This window comes from Geomonas azotofigens (assembly GCF_018919395.1).
Taxonomy (GTDB): domain Bacteria; phylum Desulfobacterota; class Desulfuromonadia; order Geobacterales; family Geobacteraceae; genus Geomonas; species Geomonas azotofigens.
This window is the reverse complement of record NZ_JAHLME010000005.1, coordinates 230,850-252,163: the sequence shown is the minus strand read 5'-3', so window position 1 is coordinate 252,163 and position 21,314 is coordinate 230,850. Positions and strand designations below refer to the sequence as shown.

At 63.6% G+C, this 21,314-nt stretch carries 18 protein-coding genes; 4 read left to right on the top strand and 14 right to left on the bottom strand.

All coding sequences use genetic code 11. From position 1 onward, the window contains the following. Positions 1-20: 20 nt before the first annotated feature. Entirely contained in the window at positions 21-1,433 is a 1,413-nt protein-coding gene (locus KOL99_RS17265) for a B12-binding domain-containing radical SAM protein (RefSeq protein ID WP_216511706.1), read from the bottom strand. A 163-nt stretch (positions 1,434-1,596) separates the two neighbouring features. Between KOL99_RS17265 and KOL99_RS17260 the strand changes: the two genes are divergently transcribed. From KOL99_RS17260 to KOL99_RS17250, 3 genes are all read left to right on the top strand, one after another. Beyond that, on the top strand, positions 1,597-1,749 hold the full coding sequence (locus KOL99_RS17260; protein WP_216511705.1) for a hypothetical protein: 153 nt from the start codon (positions 1,597-1,599) through the stop codon (positions 1,747-1,749). A 163-nt stretch (positions 1,750-1,912) separates the two neighbouring features. Beyond that, positions 1,913-4,528, top strand: a complete 2,616-nt coding sequence (ppk1, locus tag KOL99_RS17255) for a polyphosphate kinase 1 (RefSeq protein WP_236026373.1) — start codon at positions 1,913-1,915, stop codon at positions 4,526-4,528. Between the two features lie 111 nt (positions 4,529-4,639). Continuing rightward, positions 4,640-4,912, top strand: coding sequence for a hypothetical protein (locus KOL99_RS17250; RefSeq protein ID WP_216511704.1), 273 nt, complete (start codon positions 4,640-4,642; stop codon positions 4,910-4,912). A 104-nt stretch (positions 4,913-5,016) separates the two neighbouring features. On the opposite strand, the gene hcp is transcribed toward KOL99_RS17250, so the two are convergent. The 3 genes from hcp to KOL99_RS17235 all read right to left on the bottom strand — a co-directional run bounded on the left by hcp (position 5,017) and on the right by KOL99_RS17235 (position 8,574). Next, entirely contained in the window at positions 5,017-6,651 is a 1,635-nt protein-coding gene (gene hcp / locus KOL99_RS17245) for a hydroxylamine reductase (protein WP_328760736.1), read from the bottom strand. Between the two features lie 358 nt (positions 6,652-7,009). Further along, positions 7,010-7,282 carry a hypothetical protein gene (locus KOL99_RS17240; RefSeq protein ID WP_216511703.1) on the bottom strand — a complete coding sequence of 91 codons (273 nt, stop codon included), beginning with the start codon at positions 7,280-7,282 and terminating at the stop codon, positions 7,010-7,012. A 59-nt stretch (positions 7,283-7,341) separates the two neighbouring features. Then, positions 7,342-8,574, bottom strand: a complete 1,233-nt coding sequence (locus KOL99_RS17235) for an MFS transporter (RefSeq protein ID WP_216511702.1) — start codon at positions 8,572-8,574, stop codon at positions 7,342-7,344. A gap of 113 nt (positions 8,575-8,687) precedes the next feature. On the opposite strand from KOL99_RS17235, the gene KOL99_RS17230 reads away from it, so the two are divergent. Further along, positions 8,688-9,593, top strand: coding sequence for a LysR family transcriptional regulator (locus KOL99_RS17230; RefSeq protein WP_216511701.1), 906 nt, complete (start codon positions 8,688-8,690; stop codon positions 9,591-9,593). Between the two features lie 6 nt (positions 9,594-9,599). Here the strand turns inward: KOL99_RS17230 and KOL99_RS17225 are convergent, their stop codons facing one another. From KOL99_RS17225 to KOL99_RS17180, 10 genes are read right to left on the bottom strand one after another with little or no spacing between them, the layout of a single operon-like run. Beyond that, complete coding sequence (locus KOL99_RS17225) at positions 9,600-10,169, bottom strand: CheB methylesterase domain-containing protein (protein WP_216511700.1); 570 nt, start codon at positions 10,167-10,169, stop codon at positions 9,600-9,602. Further along, a complete protein-coding gene (locus tag KOL99_RS17220; RefSeq protein ID WP_216511699.1) occupies positions 10,162-10,554 on the bottom strand; it encodes a response regulator in 393 nt (130 codons plus the stop codon). Before KOL99_RS17220 ends, KOL99_RS17225 begins: the two co-directional genes overlap by 8 nt. Next, the gene (locus KOL99_RS17215) at positions 10,551-12,584 is read right to left on the bottom strand and encodes a hybrid sensor histidine kinase/response regulator (RefSeq protein ID WP_216511698.1); all 2,034 of its coding nucleotides are present in this window, start codon (positions 12,582-12,584) and stop codon (positions 10,551-10,553) included. Before KOL99_RS17215 ends, KOL99_RS17220 begins: the two co-directional genes overlap by 4 nt. Then, positions 12,581-14,368 (bottom strand): cache domain-containing protein, encoded by a 1,788-nt coding sequence (locus KOL99_RS17210; protein WP_328760730.1) that lies wholly within the window; start codon positions 14,366-14,368, stop codon positions 12,581-12,583. Before KOL99_RS17210 ends, KOL99_RS17215 begins: the two co-directional genes overlap by 4 nt. 34 nt (positions 14,369-14,402) lie before the next feature. Then, entirely contained in the window at positions 14,403-15,488 is a 1,086-nt protein-coding gene (locus tag KOL99_RS17205) for a protein-glutamate methylesterase/protein-glutamine glutaminase (protein WP_216511696.1), read from the bottom strand. After that, positions 15,489-16,073, bottom strand: a complete 585-nt coding sequence (locus tag KOL99_RS21925; protein ID WP_216511695.1) for a histidine kinase — start codon at positions 16,071-16,073, stop codon at positions 15,489-15,491. 2 nt (positions 16,074-16,075) lie between these two features. Continuing rightward, complete coding sequence (locus KOL99_RS17195) at positions 16,076-16,939, bottom strand: CheR family methyltransferase (RefSeq protein WP_216511725.1); 864 nt, start codon at positions 16,937-16,939, stop codon at positions 16,076-16,078. A gap of 32 nt (positions 16,940-16,971) precedes the next feature. Further along, complete coding sequence (locus KOL99_RS17190; protein ID WP_216511694.1) at positions 16,972-18,714, bottom strand: methyl-accepting chemotaxis protein; 1,743 nt, start codon at positions 18,712-18,714, stop codon at positions 16,972-16,974. Beyond that, complete coding sequence (locus tag KOL99_RS17185) at positions 18,711-19,235, bottom strand: chemotaxis protein CheW (RefSeq protein WP_216511693.1); 525 nt, start codon at positions 19,233-19,235, stop codon at positions 18,711-18,713. The genes KOL99_RS17190 and KOL99_RS17185 overlap by 4 nt, the downstream gene beginning before the upstream one ends. A 24-nt stretch (positions 19,236-19,259) precedes the next feature. Continuing rightward, entirely contained in the window at positions 19,260-21,305 is a 2,046-nt protein-coding gene (locus tag KOL99_RS17180; RefSeq protein WP_216511692.1) for a chemotaxis protein CheW, read from the bottom strand. Positions 21,306-21,314 lie beyond the last annotated feature (9 nt).

Here is a 21,314-nt window from a genome sequence, read left to right as displayed (position 1 = left end):
GTAGAACGGCCGTTAAGACGTCAGAACCTGTGCCGTGACCGAAACTGGTCGCCGGTAAAAAAGCCCCGGACTAGGTCCAGGTTGTTCAAGAGCACCTTCAACCCGCCTTTCTCGCGTTTTCTCACGAAGTAGTTGCCGATGAACATGGAGGGGCTGAAGAAGGCCTTCAGATTCTCCCAGTTCATGATCCGGTTCAACTGCCCTACGCTGAGTCGCCTAGTCCTCACATTGCAGATGAACCCGGTGTACCGGCTCAGCCGGTCCGGGTTGGTCACCAGGCCCGCCGCCAAAAGCTCCTCCCTGATCCTGGTGCCGGGATACGGGGTCACGCACTGCACGTAGGGGAGGTCGATGCCCAGCCTCCGCGAAGCGCGGAACACCTCGCGAATCTCCTCCGGACCGTCGTCCGGGTTGCCGATGATGAATCCCCCCATCACGCCGATGCCGTGCTGCCGCAACAGGCGCACCGCCCGCTCCGTCTTCTCCCTGATGTCCCCCTTTTGAAAGAGAGCCAGGTTTTGAGGGAGCACCGACTCGATGCCCAGAAAGACCAAGGCGAAATTCGCCTTGGCCAGCGCGGGTATCAGTTCGGGATCGGCCACGATGCCGGCGACCGAGGCCTGTACCAGGTACTCCATGCTGTTCAGTCCGTGCTCCACGATGGCCCGCGCGAAGCTGGTGAAGCGGCGGCTGTCGAGGGTGATATTGTCATCCACCAGCAGCACGGTCCTGGTCCCCCTCTTTTGCAGGACCTTCAGGTCCTCTACGAACCGGTCGATGTTGTGGCAGCGGAAGCTGGTCCCGTACATCCCGGTGATCGAGCAGAAGGTGCAGGTCATGGTGCAGCCGCGCGAGGTCTCGACGCAGTCGAGCTTGCGGTCGAAATAGGTGAAACCGTCGAGGACGCGTGCGTTGCGGGCCGGCAGCGGGAGTTGGGCCAGATCAAGCAGTTCGGCGGGGGGATTGTGGATGAAGCTGCCATGACGGGGCCAGGATAAGCCGGGCACATCGAAGAAGGAGCGCTGGCCGTCCAGCGCCTCCAAAAGAGCGGGGACGGCGTGTTCACCCTCACCGCGCACCAGGAAATCGAAGGGGGGCGAACCTTCGGTGAGCTCCCGGTAGGCGAGCGTGGCGTGATAGCCCCCCAGCACCAGCTTGGCCTGGGGGAGGCAGCTCCGGCAGATCGACATCACCTTGAGGGCGCTTTCGTACTGGAAGCTCATGCTGCTGATGCCGACGACGTCCGGCCGGAACTCGCGCAGGAAGCGCTGCAGCCATGCCTGGATGTCGCGGTGCACCAGTACCAGGTCCACCACCTTGACCTCGTGCAGCTTGAGGTGGGCCGCGATCGAGCACAGCCCCAGGTTGGGGACCTTGATGATGCGGTGGAAGTTGTTGGCGGCGTCGGGCATCGCCAGAAGGAGTATCTTCATGCGCATCCTCGGGGGGCTTCGTTCATTGGAACCTAACGATTATAGAGGGCCCGATTCGATAAGCAAATTGGCGCAAGGGGTGGCGGGGAGGGGCAATGAAGATAAAATGTTCGTCATTAACCGGATGCTGCGGCGCGTGTGCCGCCGCAGCTGGAGGTGGACCATGGGCGAGAAGGAAGGCAGGCACGAAGAGGCACCCGTTGTGGTTATCGTGGAGCGGCGCAAGAAGAGGGAGACAGAGCTGAGTTCCGCTGAAGTTATGAAGATATTGAGAAAGAGGGCGGCCCGGGCGCGAAAAATTCCGCCTGTGGAATAAAGAAGCAGCATCGGTTACAGGAAAAGGCCCCCGCATCGGTGACATACAACGGAACCGTCGGGGGCCTTTCTCTGTCCGTGCCAGTCAAAACACGTCAGCGAGTTGCCTAAGCCACATAATAATGAAATAATATTACAATCCTACAGTTCCGGAGAGTAAGGTCATGCAGACCAAGCCTGTTGCACCTCAAAAAGTCGAGCAGGATGAGGATGTTTTCAACCTGGTGAATGAGCAAGAGCCCGCCCCTCAGAGCTTGCTCGAGATACCGCATATCTGCCCGGTGGTGAGTGTTGAGTCATCGAGTGCTCCCTCAGAGAATAATCCTCATTTCATAGACGGTGATGTGACGGTGATTGCGGCCCCGAGCGTCACCGGTGATGCGCAGCGTCCCAAAGCGGTGCAGCAGAAGGCCCTGAAGCAGGAGAAGGGGGGCAAGGCCGGCAAAGCCAAGAGCACCAAGGCGGCCAAGGAGGGGAAAGCTCCCAAGGCTGTCAAAACCGGCAAGGCACGTAAAGAGACTAAAGACACCAAAGCCGCCAAACCGGCCAAGGCGACGAAGACCGTCAAGCCTGCCAAGCCCAAAGTTGCCAAGCCCAAGGTCGCCAAGGCGGTCAAGGCGGTCAAGGCGGGTGCGAAGCAGCCGCCGAAACCCAAAGGCCCAGCCGGCGTCGAGCAGCCCGAATTCGACCTGGGTGAGAGCCGCTGGTACCTGAACCGCGAGCTGACCTGGCTCGAGTTCAACCGCCGGGTGCTGAACGAGGCGATGGACGAGCGCACCCCGCTGTTGGAGCGCCTCAAGTTCATCGCCATCGTCAGCTCCAACCTCGACGAATTCGCCATGAAGAGGATCGGCGGTCTGAAACAGCAGATCGGCGCCGGCCTGCACGACCTCACCCTGGACGGCCGGACGCCGCGCCAGCAGGTCGCGGAGTGCAACGCCTTTGTCCGGGAGATCGAGGCGACCAAGAGGGAAGCCTTCCGCGAAGTGAGGGAACTCCTGGAGGGGAAGGGCATCGTCATCGAGAGCTATGAAACGCTCTCGCTCAAAGAGAAGAAACAGCTGCGCGAACACTACTACCGCAACATCTATCCGCTGCTGACCCCACAGTCGATCGACCCGGCCCATCCCTTCCCGTTCATTTCCAACCTTTCGCTCAACCTCCTGGTGACGCTGCGCTACCCGAAATCGCGCGAGCACTCGCTGGCGCGGGTCAAGGTGCCCATTGGCCTTGGGACGCCGCGCTTCATCCGGGTCGGCAAGGGGGACCACTTCATCCCCATCGAGCAGGTCATGATGAACAACCTGGACATGCTGTTCCCGGGCATGCTGATCGTCTCCTGCGAGATCTTCCGGGTCACCAGGAACGCCAACACCGAGAAGGACGAGGAAGAGGCGGACGACCTGATGTCGATGATCGAGTCGGAGTTGAAGGAGCGCAAATTCGCGCCGATCGTCCGGCTCGAGGTGGGAGCGGGGATGGAGCCGCTGCACCGCGGCCGCCTGGCGGCCGAGCTGGAACTGGACGAGGAAAACGACGTCCTGGAGGTTTCCGGGATGCTGGCCCTGCGCGACCTGTTCGAGATCTCGAAGCTGGATTACCCGCGCCTGCACGACCCGCCGCACCACCCCATCGATCACCCGCAGCTTCCCGCCGAGAGGAATATCTTCCACACCATCCGGGACCTCGGTTCGCTGCTTTTGCAGCACCCCTACGTTTCCTTCTCCACGTCGGTGGAGCGCTTCCTGCGCGAGGCCGCCAACGACCCCAAGGTGCGCGCCATCAAGATGACCCTGTACCGCACCTCCATCCAGGGGCGCATCATCGACGCGCTGGTGCAGGCGGCGCAAAACGGCAAGCAGGTGGCGGTGGTCGTGGAGCTGAAGGCGCGCTTCGACGAGGCGACCAACATCCACCTGGCCGAGGTGATGGAGCAGGCGGGAATCCACGTCACCTACGGCGTGGTGGGGCTGAAGACGCACTGCAAGGTGATCCTGGTGGTGCGCCAGGACTTCCAGGGGCTCAGGCGCTACGTTCACATCGGCACGGGGAACTATCACACTGACACCGCCCGCATCTATAGCGACATCGGCATCATCACCTGCGACGACGCCATCGCCCAGGACGTTACCGAGCTCTTCAACTACCTGACCACCGGCTTCACGGCGAAACGCAACTACCGCGCGGTCATGCCGGCGCCCAAGCTGTTGAAGAAGGCGCTGCTCACGCGCATCGAGCGGGAGGTCGAACTGCACCGGCAAAACGGCGGCGGGTTGCTGAGGTTCAAGATGAACGCGCTGGAGGACGGCGACATCGTCAAGGCGCTGTACCGCGCCTCCATGGCGGGGGTGAAGATCGACCTGTACGTGCGCGACACCTGCCGGCTGCGCCCCGGCGTCCCGGGGCTGTCCGACACCATCCGCGTGGTCAGCATCGTGGGACGCTTCCTGGAACATGCCCGGATCTACTACTTCAGAAACGGCGGCGCCGAGGAGTACTTCATCTCTTCCGCCGATGCCATGAAGCGCAACCTCGAGGCGCGCGTGGAAGTCCTCTGCCCGGTCACGGCGCCGGAGTTGACCGCTGAACTGCGCGCCGTGCTCGATTGCCACGATGCCGACCACCGTTCCGCCTGGGACATGCAGGGCGACGGCAGCTACGTGCAGCGCCGGCCCGCGGAGGGTGAGAGCGGTGAAGGGATCCACCAGATGCTGATAGCTCAGGCGCAGCAGCGGCTGAAGGAAGCTCTGAAACAGAAGAAGAAGCCGATGCAGAAATAGCAGGTGAGCAATGGATACGTTGTCAGATGACAGGGAAATCTAAAAGGGATAGCATATTCGATGTGCCGGTTCAGGAGCGGCGCACTCCAGAGAAACAACAGGGGGAACCTGATGGAATCGAAAGATAAGTGTATCTGTGCAGGGGACCACGAACATCACATCTGCTTTTTGCACAGCAAAGGTCTGGTCGATGAAGTTGAGAAGCTCACCGACAACCCGACGGTGACCTGTGCGATCTGCCTGGTCAACGCCAATTCTCCCGACAACGTCTGCTCGCCGACCACGCTGGGAGGCGGCTTCAAGTATTCGGACATGCAGGGGAGCAAGAAGATCATCTGCGAAAGCGTGACCGTGATTTCAGATGAGGATAAGAAGGAAGAGTAAAGTACCCACCTCCTGGGGGAGGAGTCCGAGCGTGAGGGCAAAACTAAAGGCGGCCCCGGTAGTTACCGGGGCCGCCTTTGTTGTTCATGCTGCTGTTTGTTCGATTACCCGAGGATCTGCTTCAGGTCGCCTTCGGCGGTGCCGATCGGGCCGATGTTGAAGTTCTCGACCAGGAAGTTCAGCACGTTCGGGGTGATGAAGGCCGGCAGGCTCGGTCCGAGCTTGATGTTCTTCACGCCCAGGTGGAGCAGGGTGAGCAGGATCGCCACCGCCTTCTGCTCGTACCAGGAGAGGATGAAGGAGAGCGGCAGGTCGTTGACGCCGCAGTTGAAGGCGCCGGCCAAGGCCACGGCGATCTGGATCGCGGAGTAGGCGTCGTTGCACTGGCCGATGTCCAGCAGGCGCGGGATGCCGCCGATGTCGCCGAAGTCGAGCTTGTTGAAGCGGTACTTGCCGCAGGCCAGGGTCAGGATGACGCAGTCGCTCGGAACCTGCTCGGCGAACTCGGTGTAGTAGTTACGGCCGGTTTTGGCGCCGTCGCAGCCGCCGATCAGGAAGAAGTGACGGATCTGGCCGGCTTTGACCGCGTCGATGACCTTGTCGGCCACGCCGAGCACCGCGTTGTGCCCGAAGCCGGTGAGGATCTCCTTGCCCGGGGCTTCTTCGAAGCCGGGGAGGGAGAGCGCCTTCTCGATGACCGGGGAGAAGTCCCAGCCGTTGATGTTCTTGACGTCCGGCCACTGGACCAGGCCCCAGGTGAAGAGACGGTCTTTGTAGCTCTCGGCCGGGCGCTGGATGCAGTTGGTGTTGAAGATGATGGCGCCGGGGAAGTCGACGAATTCCTTGGCCTGGTCCTGCCATGCGCCGCCGAAGTTGCCGGCCAGGTGGGCGTACTTCTTGAGGCCCGGGTAGCCGTGGGCGGGGAGCATCTCACCGTGGGTGTAGATGTTGATCCCTTTGCCTTCGGTCTGCTTCAGGAGCTCTTCGAGCATGCGCAGGTCGTGGCCGGAAACGAGGATCGCCTTGCCCGCCTTGGTGCCGAGCTGTACCGGGGTCGGTACCGGATGGCCGAAGCTGTCGGTGTTGGCCTTGTCCAGGAGTTCCATGGTGACCAGGTTGATCCGGCCGCACTCCATGGAGAGGCCGACGTAGTCCATGAGGCCCAGTTTGAGGTCGAGGGTGGCGGCGAGAGCCTTGTGGGTGAAGGCGTAGATCTCGTCGTTTTCGAGGCCGATCACCAGGGCGTGGTGAGCGTAGGCCGCGTAGCCCTTCATGCCGTAGATGAGGATTTCCTTGACGGAGTGGACGTCGGCGTCGATCTCTTCGCTCTTCACACCGTGCTTGGCGCCCAGGGCGACCAGCTCGGAGGTGGTGCCGGCGTGGAAGGGCTGTGCCGCCTCGGGTACGGTGCCGGTGTAGGGGGCGCCGTTGGCCTTCTCGTAGAGCGCCTGTGCCTGGTTGCGCAGGGTGGCGGCTTCACGGACCAGCTTGGCGATTTCCTCGGCGTCGAAGTCGACGTTGGTCACGGTGGTGAAGAGGCCGTCCAGCATGAAGCGGTCGATGGCTGCATCCTTGGCGCCTTTCTCGCGGGCGAGGTCGGCCCAGAAGGCGATCCCTTTCAGGTTGTAGATGAGCAGGTCCTGCAGAGCCGCTACTTCCGGCTTCTTGCCGCAGACACCGACTTTGGAGCAACCACCGTTGGCGGCTTGTTCACACTGGTAGCAAAACATGTTGTCCATCACTTCCTCCTTAGCGTTGTTTTGAGTTGACGTTCCCATACCGAAAAGGTTCTTCAAAAAGGTCTTCATCCATTCTCCTGGCTTTGCTTTGATCTGTTGAAGCGGTCCCTGTGGCAGCCGTCGGCTCCTGTGCACCGCTTCGATGATGTGACTGTAACGGCTAATGTCGACCGCGACCTTGACCTAAGTCATAAAAACCGGGTTTGTGGGTTTGGGGATCTTTTTTGTCTTGTGGGCGGCGATGGGAGTTATGGGAATGATGGGAATGATGGGAATGATGGGAGCTCGACGATGGGGGGCGGGAGAGGGGGGGAAGGGGTGAAGCTGGCATCGCACGGCGGGACCGTGCGACGCCGGCTCAGTGAACGACGCTGCCTACCATCGCTTTGTAGATGTCGGGACGGAGCACGAACTGCAACCTCGATGAGGTGGCCGTGCCAAAGGCTATCGCCTGCTCGCCGCCGATGTAGTTGTTGAGATGGTAAATGGGACGCAGGTTGAAGCCCAGCCGCCCCAGGTCGGCCTCGAAGACGCGACCGTACTTGGAGGCCAACTCGGACACCCGATCCCAGGTGCCTAACATTTCCAGGGGGATGGCTACCCCGTCCGCTACTCGAATAAGTTCCTGCATGCCGTGTTCCTCCTGACTACTGAGGCTTTTATCGGCAGGCACGCCCGGAACTTGAGGGCTTAGCTGCGCAGGACGTCCAGGGTGGCAACGGCGCTGCGGGCGGGGCAATCCCCCTCGGCACAAGTGGTGAGAAACTTCAACAGTACCAGCCCGGCTCCCAAAAGCCCCAGTATCAGGAGCACCACGCCCTGCCAGCCGAAGGAGGTCCAGAACACACCGCCGACGGTGCCGGAAACGCTGGAACCGAGATAGTAGAAAAAGAGATAGAGGGAGGCGGCTTGCGCCCGGGCGGTCTTGGCGCGGCTCCCGACCCAGCTGGAGGCGATGGTGTGGGCGCCGAAGAAACCGCAGGTGAATATGGCGATGCCGGTGACGATGGTGCCGAGGTCACGGCTAACGGTGAAAACCGCCCCGGCGACCATGGTGGCAATGGTGAGAAAGAGCATCCGGCCCCGTCCGAAGCGCTCCACCTGCACCCCGATCATGGAGGAGCTGAAGGATCCCAGCATGTAGACCAGGAAGATCAGGCTCACCAGTGAGGCGGGGAGGTGGTACGGCGCCCCCAGAAGCCTGAAGGTGATGTAGTTGTAGAGGGTCACGAAGCTCCCCATGATCAGGAAGGAGATCCCGTACAGGCAGATGAGCCCCGGGTCCTGCAACTGCCGGTACAGGGAGCTGAACAGGTAGCGCGCGGCGAACGGACGCTTCTTGAAGTTCTCGGAAGGGGGAAGGCTCCTGGCGAAATAGAGGCTCAGCACGAAGCAGACCGCGCCGATGACGGCAAGGGCGGTGCGCCAGGAGGTCGCTTCCGCCATGGTGGCCGTGAAGATCCTGCCGGTCATGCCACCGATGGCGTTGCCGCTGATGTAGAGGCCGATGGCCGAGGTGAGCGAAGCGGGGGCGATCTCCTCGCTGAGATAGGCGAGGGCGACGGCGGGAAGGCCCGCCAGTGCGATCCCCTGCAGGAACCTCACCGCGACCAGTTGCTCCAGGCTCTGGGTCTGGGAGGTGAGGTAGGCCAGGACCGAGGTGGTCACCAGCGAAGCGACCATCACGGTTTTTCTCCCCAGGGTCTCGGAGATGGTGCCGGCGAACAGCATGGAGACGGCGAGGGCGCAGGAGGTGACCGAAAGCGGCAGGCTCGCGAACATGGCGTTGACACCGAACTCGCGGGTGAAGACCGGCAAAAGCGGCTGCACGTCGTAGAGCGTGATGAACGTGACGAAGCCCGCGCAGAAGAAGGCCCAGTTGATCTGCCGGTATCTTTTGGTGCCGCTCTTGATGGATCCCATTTTTCTCCCCGTGGTCAGCCGCCGTTTCCAAGCAACTATAGTCTTTGCTGTGTCATAAGAAAAATATATAATGCTTATCGCTTCGATAGTAATTATTTATTTACGGGGTCGACATGGACATCAGGCAGTTGCGGTACTTTCTCGAGGTGGCGCGGCTCAGCAACTTCACCAAGGCGGCGGAGTCGCTGCGCATCGCGCAGCCGGCCGTCAGCATGGCGGTGAAGAAGCTGGAGGAGGAGCTGGACCTGGTCCTGTTCAACCGCCAGGACAAGAAGGTATCGCTCACGGCGGAGGGGGAAATCTTCCTGTCCCACGCCCGGCGCATCCTGGATGACCTGCGCGGCGCCGAGCTGGAGATGGCCGAGCTGAAGGGGCTCACCAGGGGCGAGGTGAGAATCGGCATCACCCCGATGATCAGCGCCTACTTCTTCCCCGACATCTTCCGCGACTTCAAGAGGGCCTACCCGCAGTTGAGCATCTCCGTGCTCGGGGAGGGCTCGGGGCGGATCCAGAAGATGATAGGGGAGGGGGAGCTGGACATGGGGGTGGTGGCGGGGGGAGGAAGCGCACCCTTTCCCCCTTCGCTGGAGGTGCGCCGTTTCCTGCGCGAGGAGATCGTGGTCTGCGTGCCGCTGGACCACCCCTTCGCCGGCCGCCAGGCGGTGACGCTCGCGGAGTTCATCGGGGAGCCGCTGGTCTTCTACAAGGAGGGGTACTACATCAGGGAGTTCTTCCTGGAGGCGCTTAAGGGAATCGGCAGCGCGCCCAGGATCATCTTCGAGACCAACCTCTTCTCGCTGGTCAAGTCGCTGGTGCGCAACGGCACCGGGATATCGATCTTCCTGAAGATGGTCGTGGCCGACGACACGGATCTGGCCGCGGTTTCCTTCGATCCGCCGCTGCACCTCGACCTGCTCATCGCCTGGAAAAAAGACACCTACCTTTCCCTCGCCAACCGCGCCTTCGTCGATTTCCTGCTGGAGCACGCCCCGGGAGAGCGGCAGGGGCGGCAGCGGTAGCCCTTCTCACATCGGCTGCAGCAGTTCCATCAACTTCCCCGCGATCTTCTTGGGGGGGAGGACGAAGTCGACGGCGCCGGTCTGGGCGGCGGCCTTGGGCATGCCGTAGATGGTGGAGGACTGCTGGTCCTGGGCCATGGTGATGCCCCCGATCTGGTGGATGTGCTTGATCCCGTCGGCGCCGTCGCGTCCCATGCCGGTCAGCACGATGCCGATCAGCCTCCCTTTGAGCGGCTTGGTGAGGGAGAGCATGGTGACGTCCGCCGCCGGCTGCACGTAATTGACCCGGGGCCCCTCGCACAGGACGACTCGGTTGTTGCCGGTCAGCTGGAGATGGAGCCCACCCGGCGCCATGTAGACGTGGCCTGTTTTCAGGAACTCGCCGTCCTCGGCCAGCTTCACCGGCATCGAGGCGACCGCTGCCAGCCCCTGGGCGATGCGGTAGTCCATCTGCGGCGTGATGTGCAGGACGATGACGAAAGCTGCATCCAACGGCGGCAGTTCCTTGAACAACGCCTTGAGCGTCAGCGGTCCTCCGGTGGAAACCCCTATGACCACCAGGTTCCTGCTACTCATGGTCGGCCGGGGCGTTCAGCAGGGTGAGGTAGTACTCGACGGAATCAAGCAGCTCGTCCGGGCTGAAGGGCTTGGTCATGTAGTCGGAGACGTACTCCTGCAGCCCCTCCATCTTGGAGTCGGGCTCCCCCATGCCGGTCAGCATGACGATGACGTTCCCCGGATACAGCCCCCGGTCCACGATCTCCCTGATGGTGTCCCAGCCATCCATGTCGGGCATCATGATGTCCATGAGGATGACCCCCCGGAACCCCGCCTCCAGTTGTTCCAGGCACTCCGGCCCGCCGGACGCGCTGGCCAACTCTAGCTGCGCCGACTCGCAGATGATGTCCACCGATGCCCTGACGTACTCGTTGTCGTCTACGATCATTACCCTTCTGTTCATGACGGTGGTTCCTTTTGTTCCGGCGCCGCGGCGCCTTGCTGTGCTTCGATGAGCTGGGCCATGGCCCGGTGGTCCAGCGGTGGCGGCTCGTCCTGGGGCGGCTTGACCTGGTACAGCATCTCGTTGATCCTCGCCATGAACTGCTCCAGGGTGAACGGCTTGGCCAGAAAGATCGCCTCCTGGCGCGGCGTTTCGTCCTGCGGCACCATCGCGTTGGTGTACCCCGAGATGTAGAGCACCGGGAGGGCGGGGTAGCGTTCCAGCAGCTTCTCGTACAGCTCGGGGCCGGTCATCTCCGGCATGACCACGTCGGTCGCCAGCAGGTCGATCCCCTGTTCCTCCGCTTCCGCCAGTTCCAGCGCCCGGGACGGGGTCTCGGCGACCAGGACCCGATAGCCGAAGGAGGCGAGCAGGTCGGCGGCCACCTCGCGGATCATCTGGTTGTCCTCGACCAGCAGGATCGCCCTCTCCGTGGCGTTCTGCTCGGGCGGCGCCACCCCGGCGGGCGGGCGCATGATCGGCTCGGCCGAACTCGCGCTGGCGGGGAGGAAGATGGAGAACCTGGTGCCCTGCCCGGGGCGGCTCTTGACGTCGATGCAGCCGCCGTGGTGCTTGATCACGCCGTAGACCGTGGCGAGGCCCAGCCCGGTGCCCCGGCCGCTCTCCTTGGTGGTGAAGAACGGCTCGTACATGTGCCGGAGCGTCTCCTCCGCCATGCCGCAGCCGTCGTCGCTGAAGGCGAGCAGGATGTAGTGGCCGGGCTTGGCGACCGGGTGCTGCCGGTGGAACTCCTCGTCCAGGATCAGGTGGCCGGTTTCGATGCAGATGGAGCCGGTTCCCTCGATGGCGTCCTGCGCGTTCAGGATGAGGTTGAGCAGCACCTGTTCCAGCTGGCCGCGGTCCGCCTGCACCTTGGCGGCGCCCGGGGATAGCAGCAGGTCGATCTGGATGTTGTCCCTTACCGTGGCGCGCATGATCTCCCTAAAGGATGAGATCACCTCGTTCAAATCCAGCAGGTTCATGTGCAGGACCTGCTTGCGCCCGAAGGAGAGGAGCTTCTGGGTCAGGTCGCTCGCCTTGTGCGCAGCCGAACTCATGGACTGGATCATGCGTGTCTGCGGGCTCCCCTCGGGAGAGATCCTGAGCAGCATGTCGGCGTAGACGATGATCGGCGTGAGCAGGTTGTTGAAGTCGTGGGCAACGCCGGCGGCCAGCTGTCCCACCGCCTCGATCTTCTGGCTGTGGCGCAGCTGCTCTTCCAGGACGTGGCGCCCCTCGTCGGCCCGCACCCGGCTGATGGCGATGCCGGCCAGATGGGCCGCCGACTCCAAAAGGTGCAGATCCTCCTTGCCGGGCGCGCGCGGTTCCCGGTGGTACACCGCCAGGGTCCCCAACAGGGTGCCGTTACTGGCGAAGACCGGCTCGGACCAGCAGGACCTGAGACCTGCATCCCGCGCCGGTTGGAAGTTGTGCCAGTACGGATGCGGTTCGAGGTCCTCGACCACGACGCGCTGCCGCAGGAAGGCCGCGGTGCCGCACGATCCCTTCCCCTTGCCGATCCTCACCCCGTCCACCGCCTGGTTGTATTCGAGCGGCAGCGAGGGGGCGCAGCCGTGGCGCAGTCTCGCGCCGGACTCGTCGACGAGGAGTATGGAGCATAACGATCCGGGCAGGCAATCCTCCACGAACTGCACGACATCCACCAGCAGGTCATCCAGTTCCGCGTCGCTTGCGATCCGTTCCAGCGCCTTCAGGCGGCTGCGCTCCCGCTGTTCGGCGAGCGCCAGTTCCGTCCGCTGCCCCTGGACGATGCGCTGGGTTTCCTCCAGGCGACCCAGGTGGGAGAACAGGATGCGGGTCAGGATCACGATCACCACGCAGAGCACGAGGATCAGCAGCGATTGCCGCACCTGCTCGCCGGCCGCCGGTCCGCTGTCTCCCAAAGCGAAGATGCCGATGACCGCGCCGATGACGATGCCGACGGCGATGCCGATGCGGATTTTCAATTGCGCCATGGAGAGAAGTTTCATATCTGGTGGCTTTCCTCCTGGATTTGCACCGGCCCGCCCGCGGGCTCTTGCTGCCCGGCCTGCTTCAACGTGAAGAACATGGTGGTGCCGCTGCCGGCCCCGGGGCTCGTCGCCCAGAGCCTCCCCTCGTGGTTGGCAACGATCCTGCGGCAGATGGCGAGCCCCAGCCCCTGCGTGTTCAGGTCGTGCCGCGCGGCGTCGGCCTTGTAGAACTCGTCGAAGACCCGGGTGAGCTGCTCCTGGTCCAGGCCGATGCCGTCGTCCTGGACCGAGACCTCCACCTCGGCCCCCTTGCGCTCGGCGGAGATGATCACCTTGCCGTTTTGGGCGGCGTAGCGCGCGGCGTTGCTGAGCAGGTTCTTGAACAAGAGCGTCAGCTGCTCCGCCGATCCCCGCACCTGGAGTTCGGGGGGGATCGCGTTGCAGCAGATCACCCCGCGCTGCGCCAGGGCCGGGGCCATCTCGCCCAGGGCGCTCTCCGCCGCGGCGCAGAGGCTGACCGGAATCAACCGGGGGGGGCTCGATGAGATCCGCACCAGGTCGAGCGCCTTGCCGGCGAGCCCCTGGATCTGGTTGACGCACTGCTGGCAGATCTCCAGCATCCTCTCCACGCCCGGATCGCTCACCTTAGCCCGGATCAGGGGCATCAGGGCGAAGAGCGGGGTGAGCGGGGTGTTCAAGTCGTGGTTCAACTGGACCATCAGGGACTCGATCATGCGCGAGTGGTGCTTTTGCGCCTCGAGGCGGCGGCTCTCCTGCTCGACCGCCTTGCGCTCGGTGATGTCGAGGATCACCCCGACCAGCCCCCTGGCGACACCGTTGTCGTCCCTGACCGCGGCCTTATGGAAGATCACGTCGCGCACGCTGCCGTCGGCGTAACCCACCTGGGACTCGTAGACCTGGATCCCCGGTGCGTCGATGATTTTCTGGTCCATTTCGTGGTACTTGCGGGCCAGTTCCGGTTCCCACAGGTCGAAGACCGAGTGCCCCAGCAGCTGTTCGCTGCTGAGCCCCACGTAGCTTTGGAACGCCTTGTTGCACAAGTTGTAGCGTCCCTGTTCGTCCTTGGAGAAGATGGGGCTCGGTATGGTGTCCATGAGCTGTTGCTGGAAGTTCAGCTGCCTCTTGATCGCGTTCTCGGAGCGCTTGCGGTTCAGGCCGAGGATGACGACGCAGAGCACGAATATCGCCGCCAGTACCCCGTTGACGGCCCCGATCTTCACGTTGATCCGGTCGTAGCGCGCCAGGTATTCGCTCTGCTTCACCCCCACGAACAAGGCGCCGATCACCTTGCCGTTTAAGTCCCGGATCGGGTCGTAGGCGGTGAAGTAGGGGGCGCCGAGGATGTTCGCCTCGCCGCGGTACCGGATGCCATCCTTGAAGATGGCGTCGTAGGCAGGACCGGTCAGCCTGGTGCCGATGGCCCTGGTGCCGTCCTCCTTGAGTACGTTGGTGGCGATCCGGGTATCGCCCATGAAGATGGTGGCCCTGCTGCCGGTGATGCAGAAGATCTTGTCCGGCAGCTCGTTGGCGTCGTTCAGGACGTAGTAGTCGCCAAGGATCATCCTGCCGCCTTCGATGTGGAAGTTCCGCCCGCGACGGTTCATCTGCTCCCAGAAGGCCATCATGCTGTTTTCCTGCTGCCGGTTGGCCTGGCGCACCGCCTCCTCATGGATCTGGTCGAGCATGAGGTGGTTGCCGACGATCATCACCACCGCCACCATCAGCGCGCTGATGAGGAGGGGGATCGATATCTTGTCCCGTGCTGCGTTGAGGAACTTCACGTTCATCTCCCGGCTGTGCCCCTTTTCCCCCGCGTCACACCCTGAAACTGCGCTTGCCGTGGGAGGCCAGCCACCCCATCAGTCGTCCTGCCATGTCCGAGAGCGGGACCACCTCGTCGACTCCCCCCCGTGCGATCGCCTCGCGCGGCATGCCGAACACGACGCAGCTCTCCTCGTCCTGGGCGAAGGTCCGCGCGCCGGCGTTGTGCATCTCCAGCATCCCGGAGGCGCCGTCATCCCCCATCCCGGTCATGATGATGCCGAGGCTGTTGTCCGCGGCGCAGTTGGCGGTGGAGCGGAACAGCACGTCCACCGAGGGGCGGTGGCGGGAAACCGGCGGGCCGTCGTCGAGGGCGATGGTGTAGTTGGCGCCGCTTCGGGAGAGCATCATGTGCCGGTTGCCGGGCGCGATGTAGGCGTGCCCCGGCAGCACCCGCTCCCCGTGCTCGGCTTCCTTGACCGCGATGGCGCACAGGCCGTCCAGCCGGGCCGCGAAGGTCCGGGTGAAGGTCTCGGGCATGTGCTGGGTGACCAGTATGGCCGGGCAGTCGGCGGGGAGCGCGCTCAAAAAGACCTTGAGCGCCTCGGTGCCGCCGGTGGAGGAGCCGACCGCCACCACCTTTTCCGTGGTCGAGAAGTGCTGGTGCCGGTTGGGGAGCACCGCGTCCGCGGAGAGTTTCGCGTCTACGGCCCTGGGCGAGCCGTGCCCCGCTTTCTTCCTGAAGGAGAGCTGGGCGCAGCGGATCTTTTCGGTGAGCTCCTGGGCGTACTCCAAAAGCCCGTTGCGGATGTCGATCTTCGGCTTGGTGATGAAGTCGAAGGCGCCCAGCTCCAGCGCCTTCAGCGTCACCGCCGAGCTCTTCTCGGTGAGCGAGGAGACCATCACCACCGGCATGGGGCGCAGCCTCATCAGCTTTTCCAGGAAGGCGAGCCCGTCCATCTTGGGCATCTCCACGTCGAGGGTGAGCACGTCCGGGTTCAGTTCCTTGATGCGTTGCCGGGCCGCCAGCGGGTCCGGTGCCGTCCCCACCACCTGGAGGTCGGGGGAGGCGTTGATGATCTCGGTCAAAAGCGACCGTATCAGGGCGGAGTCGTCTATTACCAGCACCTTGATGGGCATTCAGTATCTTCCTGCGTGCAGGGCGCGCATCCTTTTCACCAGGGCGCGGCCGGTCTTGGGGAAGAACACCACCTTTCTGGGGCAGCACTCCCCCAGGTCCGAGGCGATGATCGGTATCCCCTGTTTCTTCAAGTAATCGACGGCGAAGGCCGCGTTGTTGCCGCCGATGTCGGTGCTGCTTTCCATCACCCGTCCTGCCCCGAACAGCTTCGCCGCCAGCCGCTTGCGGTTTGCCCCCAGCAGTTCGAGCTGCTCCAGCAGGCGCCGCATGGCGCAGCTCCCGTAGCGGGCGCAGCTTCGGGAGTTGTCGTCGCATGCGCCCGAGCAGGGGGTGGCGCTGTCGCCGCGCACCAGTTCCGGCAGCATGAAGTGGTTCATCCCGCCGATCCCGAGTTCGAGATCGTAGAGGCATACCGAGACGCAGGAGCCGAGCAGCGTGGTGATGGCGACCGCCTCGCCGGTGGCGTAGAACTCACCGGCCACGATCTTCACCGCAACCGTCCTGAACTCCGGGTCGAAGTAGCTGAGCCGCCCCTGGCCCGGGTGTCTCGATCTTTTCCCGCCTGTCTTCCTCTTGTGCGGCACCTTCAACTCCTCAAGGCGTAGGTCGTGTTGCCGCAGACCCGGAACAGCTCCTGGGCATGGTGCAGGCTCTCGGAGTGACCCACGAAGAGAAGTCCCTCCGGGTGCAGTACCCGGGAGATCCGCTCCAGCACCGCGAGCTGCGTGGGCCTGTCGAAATAGATCATCACGTTGCGGCAGAAGACGAAATCGAATTTCCCCCGCATGGGCCACTGCTCGTCCAGCAGGTTCAGTCTTTTGAAGGTAACCACCCGGCGCAGCTCCTCCTTCACCCTGATGAAGCCGTCGTTGTTCCCTTCACCCCTGAGAAAGAAGCGCTTGCGGTACGGTTCCGGGATCTTGGGCAACTGGTCCACCGGGTAGACCCCTTCGCTCCCCTTGCCGAGCACGTTGGTGTCGATGTCGGTGGCGAGGATGCTGACCCCGGCGCCGGCCGGCAGCGCATCGAGCGCCGTCATGGCGATGGAGTAGGGCTCCTCCCCGCTGGACGAGGCGCAGCTCCAGATGGTGACCGGCCTCCGGTCCCGGTGCTGGCGCAGGCGTTCGGAAAGGAGCCGGAAGTGGTGCGGTTCCCGGAAGAAGGAGGTCATGTTGGTGGTCAGGGCGTTGATGAACGCCTCCACCTCCTGCGGGTCGCCGCTTTCCACCAGGTCCAGGTAGCGCGCGAAGCTGTCCACCCCCCTGGCCCGCAGCCGGCGCGCCAGCCGGCTGTAGACCATGTCCATCTTGCCGGGCGCGAGGGAGATCCCCGCGTTTCGGTAGATGAAGCCGCGTACCCGGGCGAAGTCTTCAGCGGTGAAGCGGTATTGGAAGTTGCCCCATCCCTGCTCCGCGGCGCCGGGAGCCGTGGCGCCTCCCCCGGACGTCAGGGGGCGCCCCGGTTCTGTGGACGTCTGGGGTCTCAGAACTCCTTCCAGTCATCGTCGACTTCCGCGGCCTCGGCGGACCGGGATGGACGTTGTTCCTGCGCTTTTACCCCTGCCGCCACCGCCACGGGCTTTATCTTCCTCTCGGACGCCTTGGGCTTCGCCGCGGCGTGGGTCAGTTTGCGCTTCTCCGGAGCGGCGGGGCCGCCGCTTTTTTGCCCCTGCTCCAGGGTGAAGCGCGCCACCACGGCCACCAGCTGCTGGGCCTGTTCCTCGAGCGATTCCGCGGCGGCCGCCGCCTCCTCGACCAGGGCGGCGTTTTGCTGGGTGACGTCGTCCATCTGGGTGATGGCGGTGTTCACTTGCTCGATGCCGCTGGACTGCTCCAGCGAGGCCGCCGAGATCTCGGCCATGATGTCGGTCACCCTCTTGATGCTGGTGACGATGTCCTGGGTGGTGCGTCCCGCCTCCTCCACGAGGCGACTGCCGTCCTGCACCTTGGAGACCGAGTCCTCGATGAGGGCCTTGATCTCCTTGGCGGCCGCGGCGCTCCTCTGGGCGAGGCTTCTCACTTCGGCGGCGACCACGGCGAACCCTCTTCCCTGCTCGCCGGCGCGCGCCGCCTCGACCGCGGCGTTCAGGGCGAGGATGTTGGTCTGGAAGGCGATGCCGTCGATGACGCCGATGATGTCCGAGATCTTCTTGGAGCTGTCGGTGATGCTCTCCATGGTGCGCACCACCCGAGTGATCACCTCGCCACCCTTGACCGCCACGCCGCTGGCGTTGATGGCGAGCTGGTTGGCCGCCTGGGCGTTGTCCGCGTTCTGCTTCACCGTCGAGGTGAGCTCCTCCATGCTGGAAGCGGTCTCCTCCAGGGCGCTGGCCTGCTCCTCGGTGCGCTGGGACAGGTCGGCGTTGCCCGCCGCGATCTCCTCGGTCGCCGTGGCGATCGATTCGGCGCCGGTTCTCACGTCGCCCACGATATGCGCGAGCCCCTCGTTCATCTCCTTGAGCGAGGCGAGCAGTTCGCCGGTCTCGTCCTTGCTCTCCACCGCGATCTGCGCGGTGAGGTCCCCCGAGGCGATGCGCTTGGAGGCGGCGATGGCCTGGTCCAGCGGCTCCTTGATCCTGCGCGCCGTGAACCAGGCGAAGAGGAAGATGACCACGGCCAGCGCTGCGGTGCCGCCGATGATCTGCCACTTCATCTTGTTCATCTCGGCGGTTACGGTATCGACGTAGATGCCGCTCCCCACGATCCAGCCCCACTCCTTCATCAGCATGACGTAGGAGATCTTGGGGACCGGGACGGTGGAGCCGGGCTTGGCCCACATGTAGTCCACCACGCCTTCGCCCTTCTCCTTGCAGACGTTGACGAACTCGACGTAGAGCCTTTTGCCGTTGGGATCCTTGTTTTCGTACTGGGTCTTGCCCACCAGCTCCGGCTTGATCGGGTGCATGAGCACCTTGGTGTCCAGGTCGTTGACCCAGAAGTACTCGTTGCCGTGGTACCTCATCTCGGAGATCTGCTTGAGGGCGTCGGCCTGGGCCTGTTGCAGGGTTTTCTTCCCTTCCTTCACCGCGTTCTGGTTCGCGGTCAGGACGTCGAAGGCCACGTCGACCACCGCCTTGGTGGCCTGGATCTTCTCGTCCATCAGCTTGTTCTGCATGAAGGGGAGCACGTAGAACATCACGCCCAGCACCATCATGACGATGGTGGCCACCGAGATGCTCAGGATCTTGGTCAGGATCTTCCAGTCTTTGAATCGCGAAATTTTCATAGGTTCACCGCCTCTTTCTGAGTATTCTCCACGGTACTGTCAACGATTTGCAGCTCGTCACTGCCGATCAGTTTCTCGATGTCCACCAGGATCAGCATCTCGTCGTTCAAGGTGCCAAGCCCGGTGATGTAGCGGGTGTCCAGGGACGCCCCGAGCTCCGGAGCGGGCTTGATGCTCTGCGCCGGGAGCGCCACCACGTCGGAAACCCCGTCCACCACGATCCCCACCACCTTGTTCAGCACGTTGATGATGATCACCACGGTGAACTCGTGGTAGGTCACCTCGCCCACGTTGAACTTGATGCGCAGGTCGACGATGGGGACGATCACCCCGCGCAGGTTGATGACCCCCTTGATGAACGCCGGTGTGTTGGCGATGCGCGTGACGCAGTCGTACCCCCTGATCTCCTGCACCTTCAGGATGTCGATGCCGTAGCTTTCGCTCCCCAGGGTGAAGGTGAGGTACTCCGAAGCCGCCTCCGTCGCCAGTTGTTGCACCACAGTGCCCTGTGTCGTCTGCATGATGTTATTGCCTCCTTTGTGCCGCTACAGCTTCTTGTGCATCGCGAACAACTCGGGCAGGTCGAGGATCAGCGCCACCCGCCCGTCTCCCAGGATGGTGGCCCCGGCGCTCCCTTCGACCCGGCGGAAGTTCGTTTCGATGCTTTTCACCACCACCTGCTGCTCGTCCAAAAGGGCGTCCACCAGGATGGCCCCCCGCTCCCCGTCCGCCTCCACCATCACCAGGATCCCCTGCTGCGGTTCGGTCACCTCCGCCTCCAGGTTGAACATCCGGTGCAGCTTGAGGATGGGGAGGTATTCTCCGCGCACCTGGACCACCTCACGGCCGTTGACGCTCTTCAACTGTTCGGGCTGGGGCTGCAGCGACTCGATCACCACGTTGAGGGGAATGATGAATTTCTCCTCCCCGACGGCGACGGAAAGCCCCTCCAGGATGGCCAGGGTGAGCGGCAGGCTGATGGTGAAGCGCGCCCCGCGCCCCGCCTCGGAGGCGATCTGGACCCGGCCGCCGATGGACTGGACGTTCTTGATCACGACGTCCATGCCCACGCCGCGGCCGGAGATGTCGGTCACCTCGCTCGCCGTGGAGAAGCCGGGGGCGAAGATGAGCTGCCAGACCTCCTCGTCGCTCATGGCTTCGGAGCAGGGGATGCCGCACTCGAGCGCCTTGGCGATGATCTTGTCCCGGTTCAACCCGGCGCCGTCGTCGGTCACGTCGATGACAATCCTGCCGCCGACCTGGGAGGCGGAAAGCTGCAGCGTGCCGGTCGGGCTCTTGCCGCTGGCGACCCGCCTCTCCGGGGTTTCCAGCCCGTGGTCCAGCGCGTTGCGCACCAGGTGTCCCAGGGGGTCGGCGATCTTCTCGATCAGCCCCCGGTCCAGTTCCGTGCTGTCGCCGACGGTCTTGAACTCGACCTGCTTGCCGAGCTTCGCCGCGATCTCGCGTACCAGGCGCGGGAACCGGCTGAAGACGATGCTGATCGGCACCAGCCGGATCGACATCACGATCCCCTGCAGGTCGCGGGTGTTGCGCTCCAGTTGGGCGAGGCCGCGCTGCAGCGCCTCGTGCAGGATGGGATCGAGGCCCACGGCGAACTGGCTCAGCATCGCCTGGGTGATCAGGAGCTCGCCGATCTGGTTGACCAACTGGTCCACCTTGGTGACGTTCACCCGTATCGATGACTCGGTCTCGCCGCCGCGCCTGCCGAAGGCGCCGGGGGCGGTTTCGCCGTTGTCGTAGGCGCGCCTGCCGGGTGGTGGGAGGATGGGAGGATCGGCCGCCGGTTCTCCCGCCGGGGTGCGGCGATCCACGGATTCATCCTCGATCTGGAGCTGCTCCTCGTCGGCCACGAACATGAAGACGTCCAGGACCTGCTCCCGGCTCGCCCGCGTGAGCAGCGCGAAGTTCCAGCGGGTCATGCAACGCTCCGGGTCCAGCTCAGCCAGGTCGGGGAGCTCGATGAGCTGCGCGCGGCATTGAAACTCACCCGGCTCGGCGAGTTCCGCCAACTCCGAGATGATGCTCTCCATCCGGATCCCCCTCGCGAAGATCTCGGCATCGGGGGTGAAGGTGAGCCGGCAGCGGCGCGGCAACAGCTCCTCCTCGCGAGCGGTCGCGCCTTCATCCAGCTCCGGGGGGAGCTCCGGAGCGGGCGCGCCGGCGTCGATAGCGCGCTGCAGTTTGGCCCGCACGGCGTCGATCGCCTCCTGGTTCACCGCCTTTCCCTCGCGGTGCCAGGCAAGCTGCATGGCGATGGCGTCTCCGGCTTCCAGGAAGAGGTCGATCATGTCGGGGACGAAGGGAATCTCGCGGTTTCTGAGCCGGTCCAGCAGCGACTCCATGACATGGGTCACCACGGTCATGTCCTGGAAACCGAAGATGCCGGCGCCACCCTTGATGGAGTGCGCGGCGCGGAAGATCGCGTTCATCTGCTCGTGGTCCGGTTCCCGGTCGCCCAGCGAGATCAGGATCTGCTCCATCTCGGCAAGGTTCTCCGCGCACTCCTCGAAGAAGACTTCGTTGAAGCGGTTCAGGTCCACGCTGCTGGTTTCCCCTTTGGGAGTCGTCATGCCAGTTCC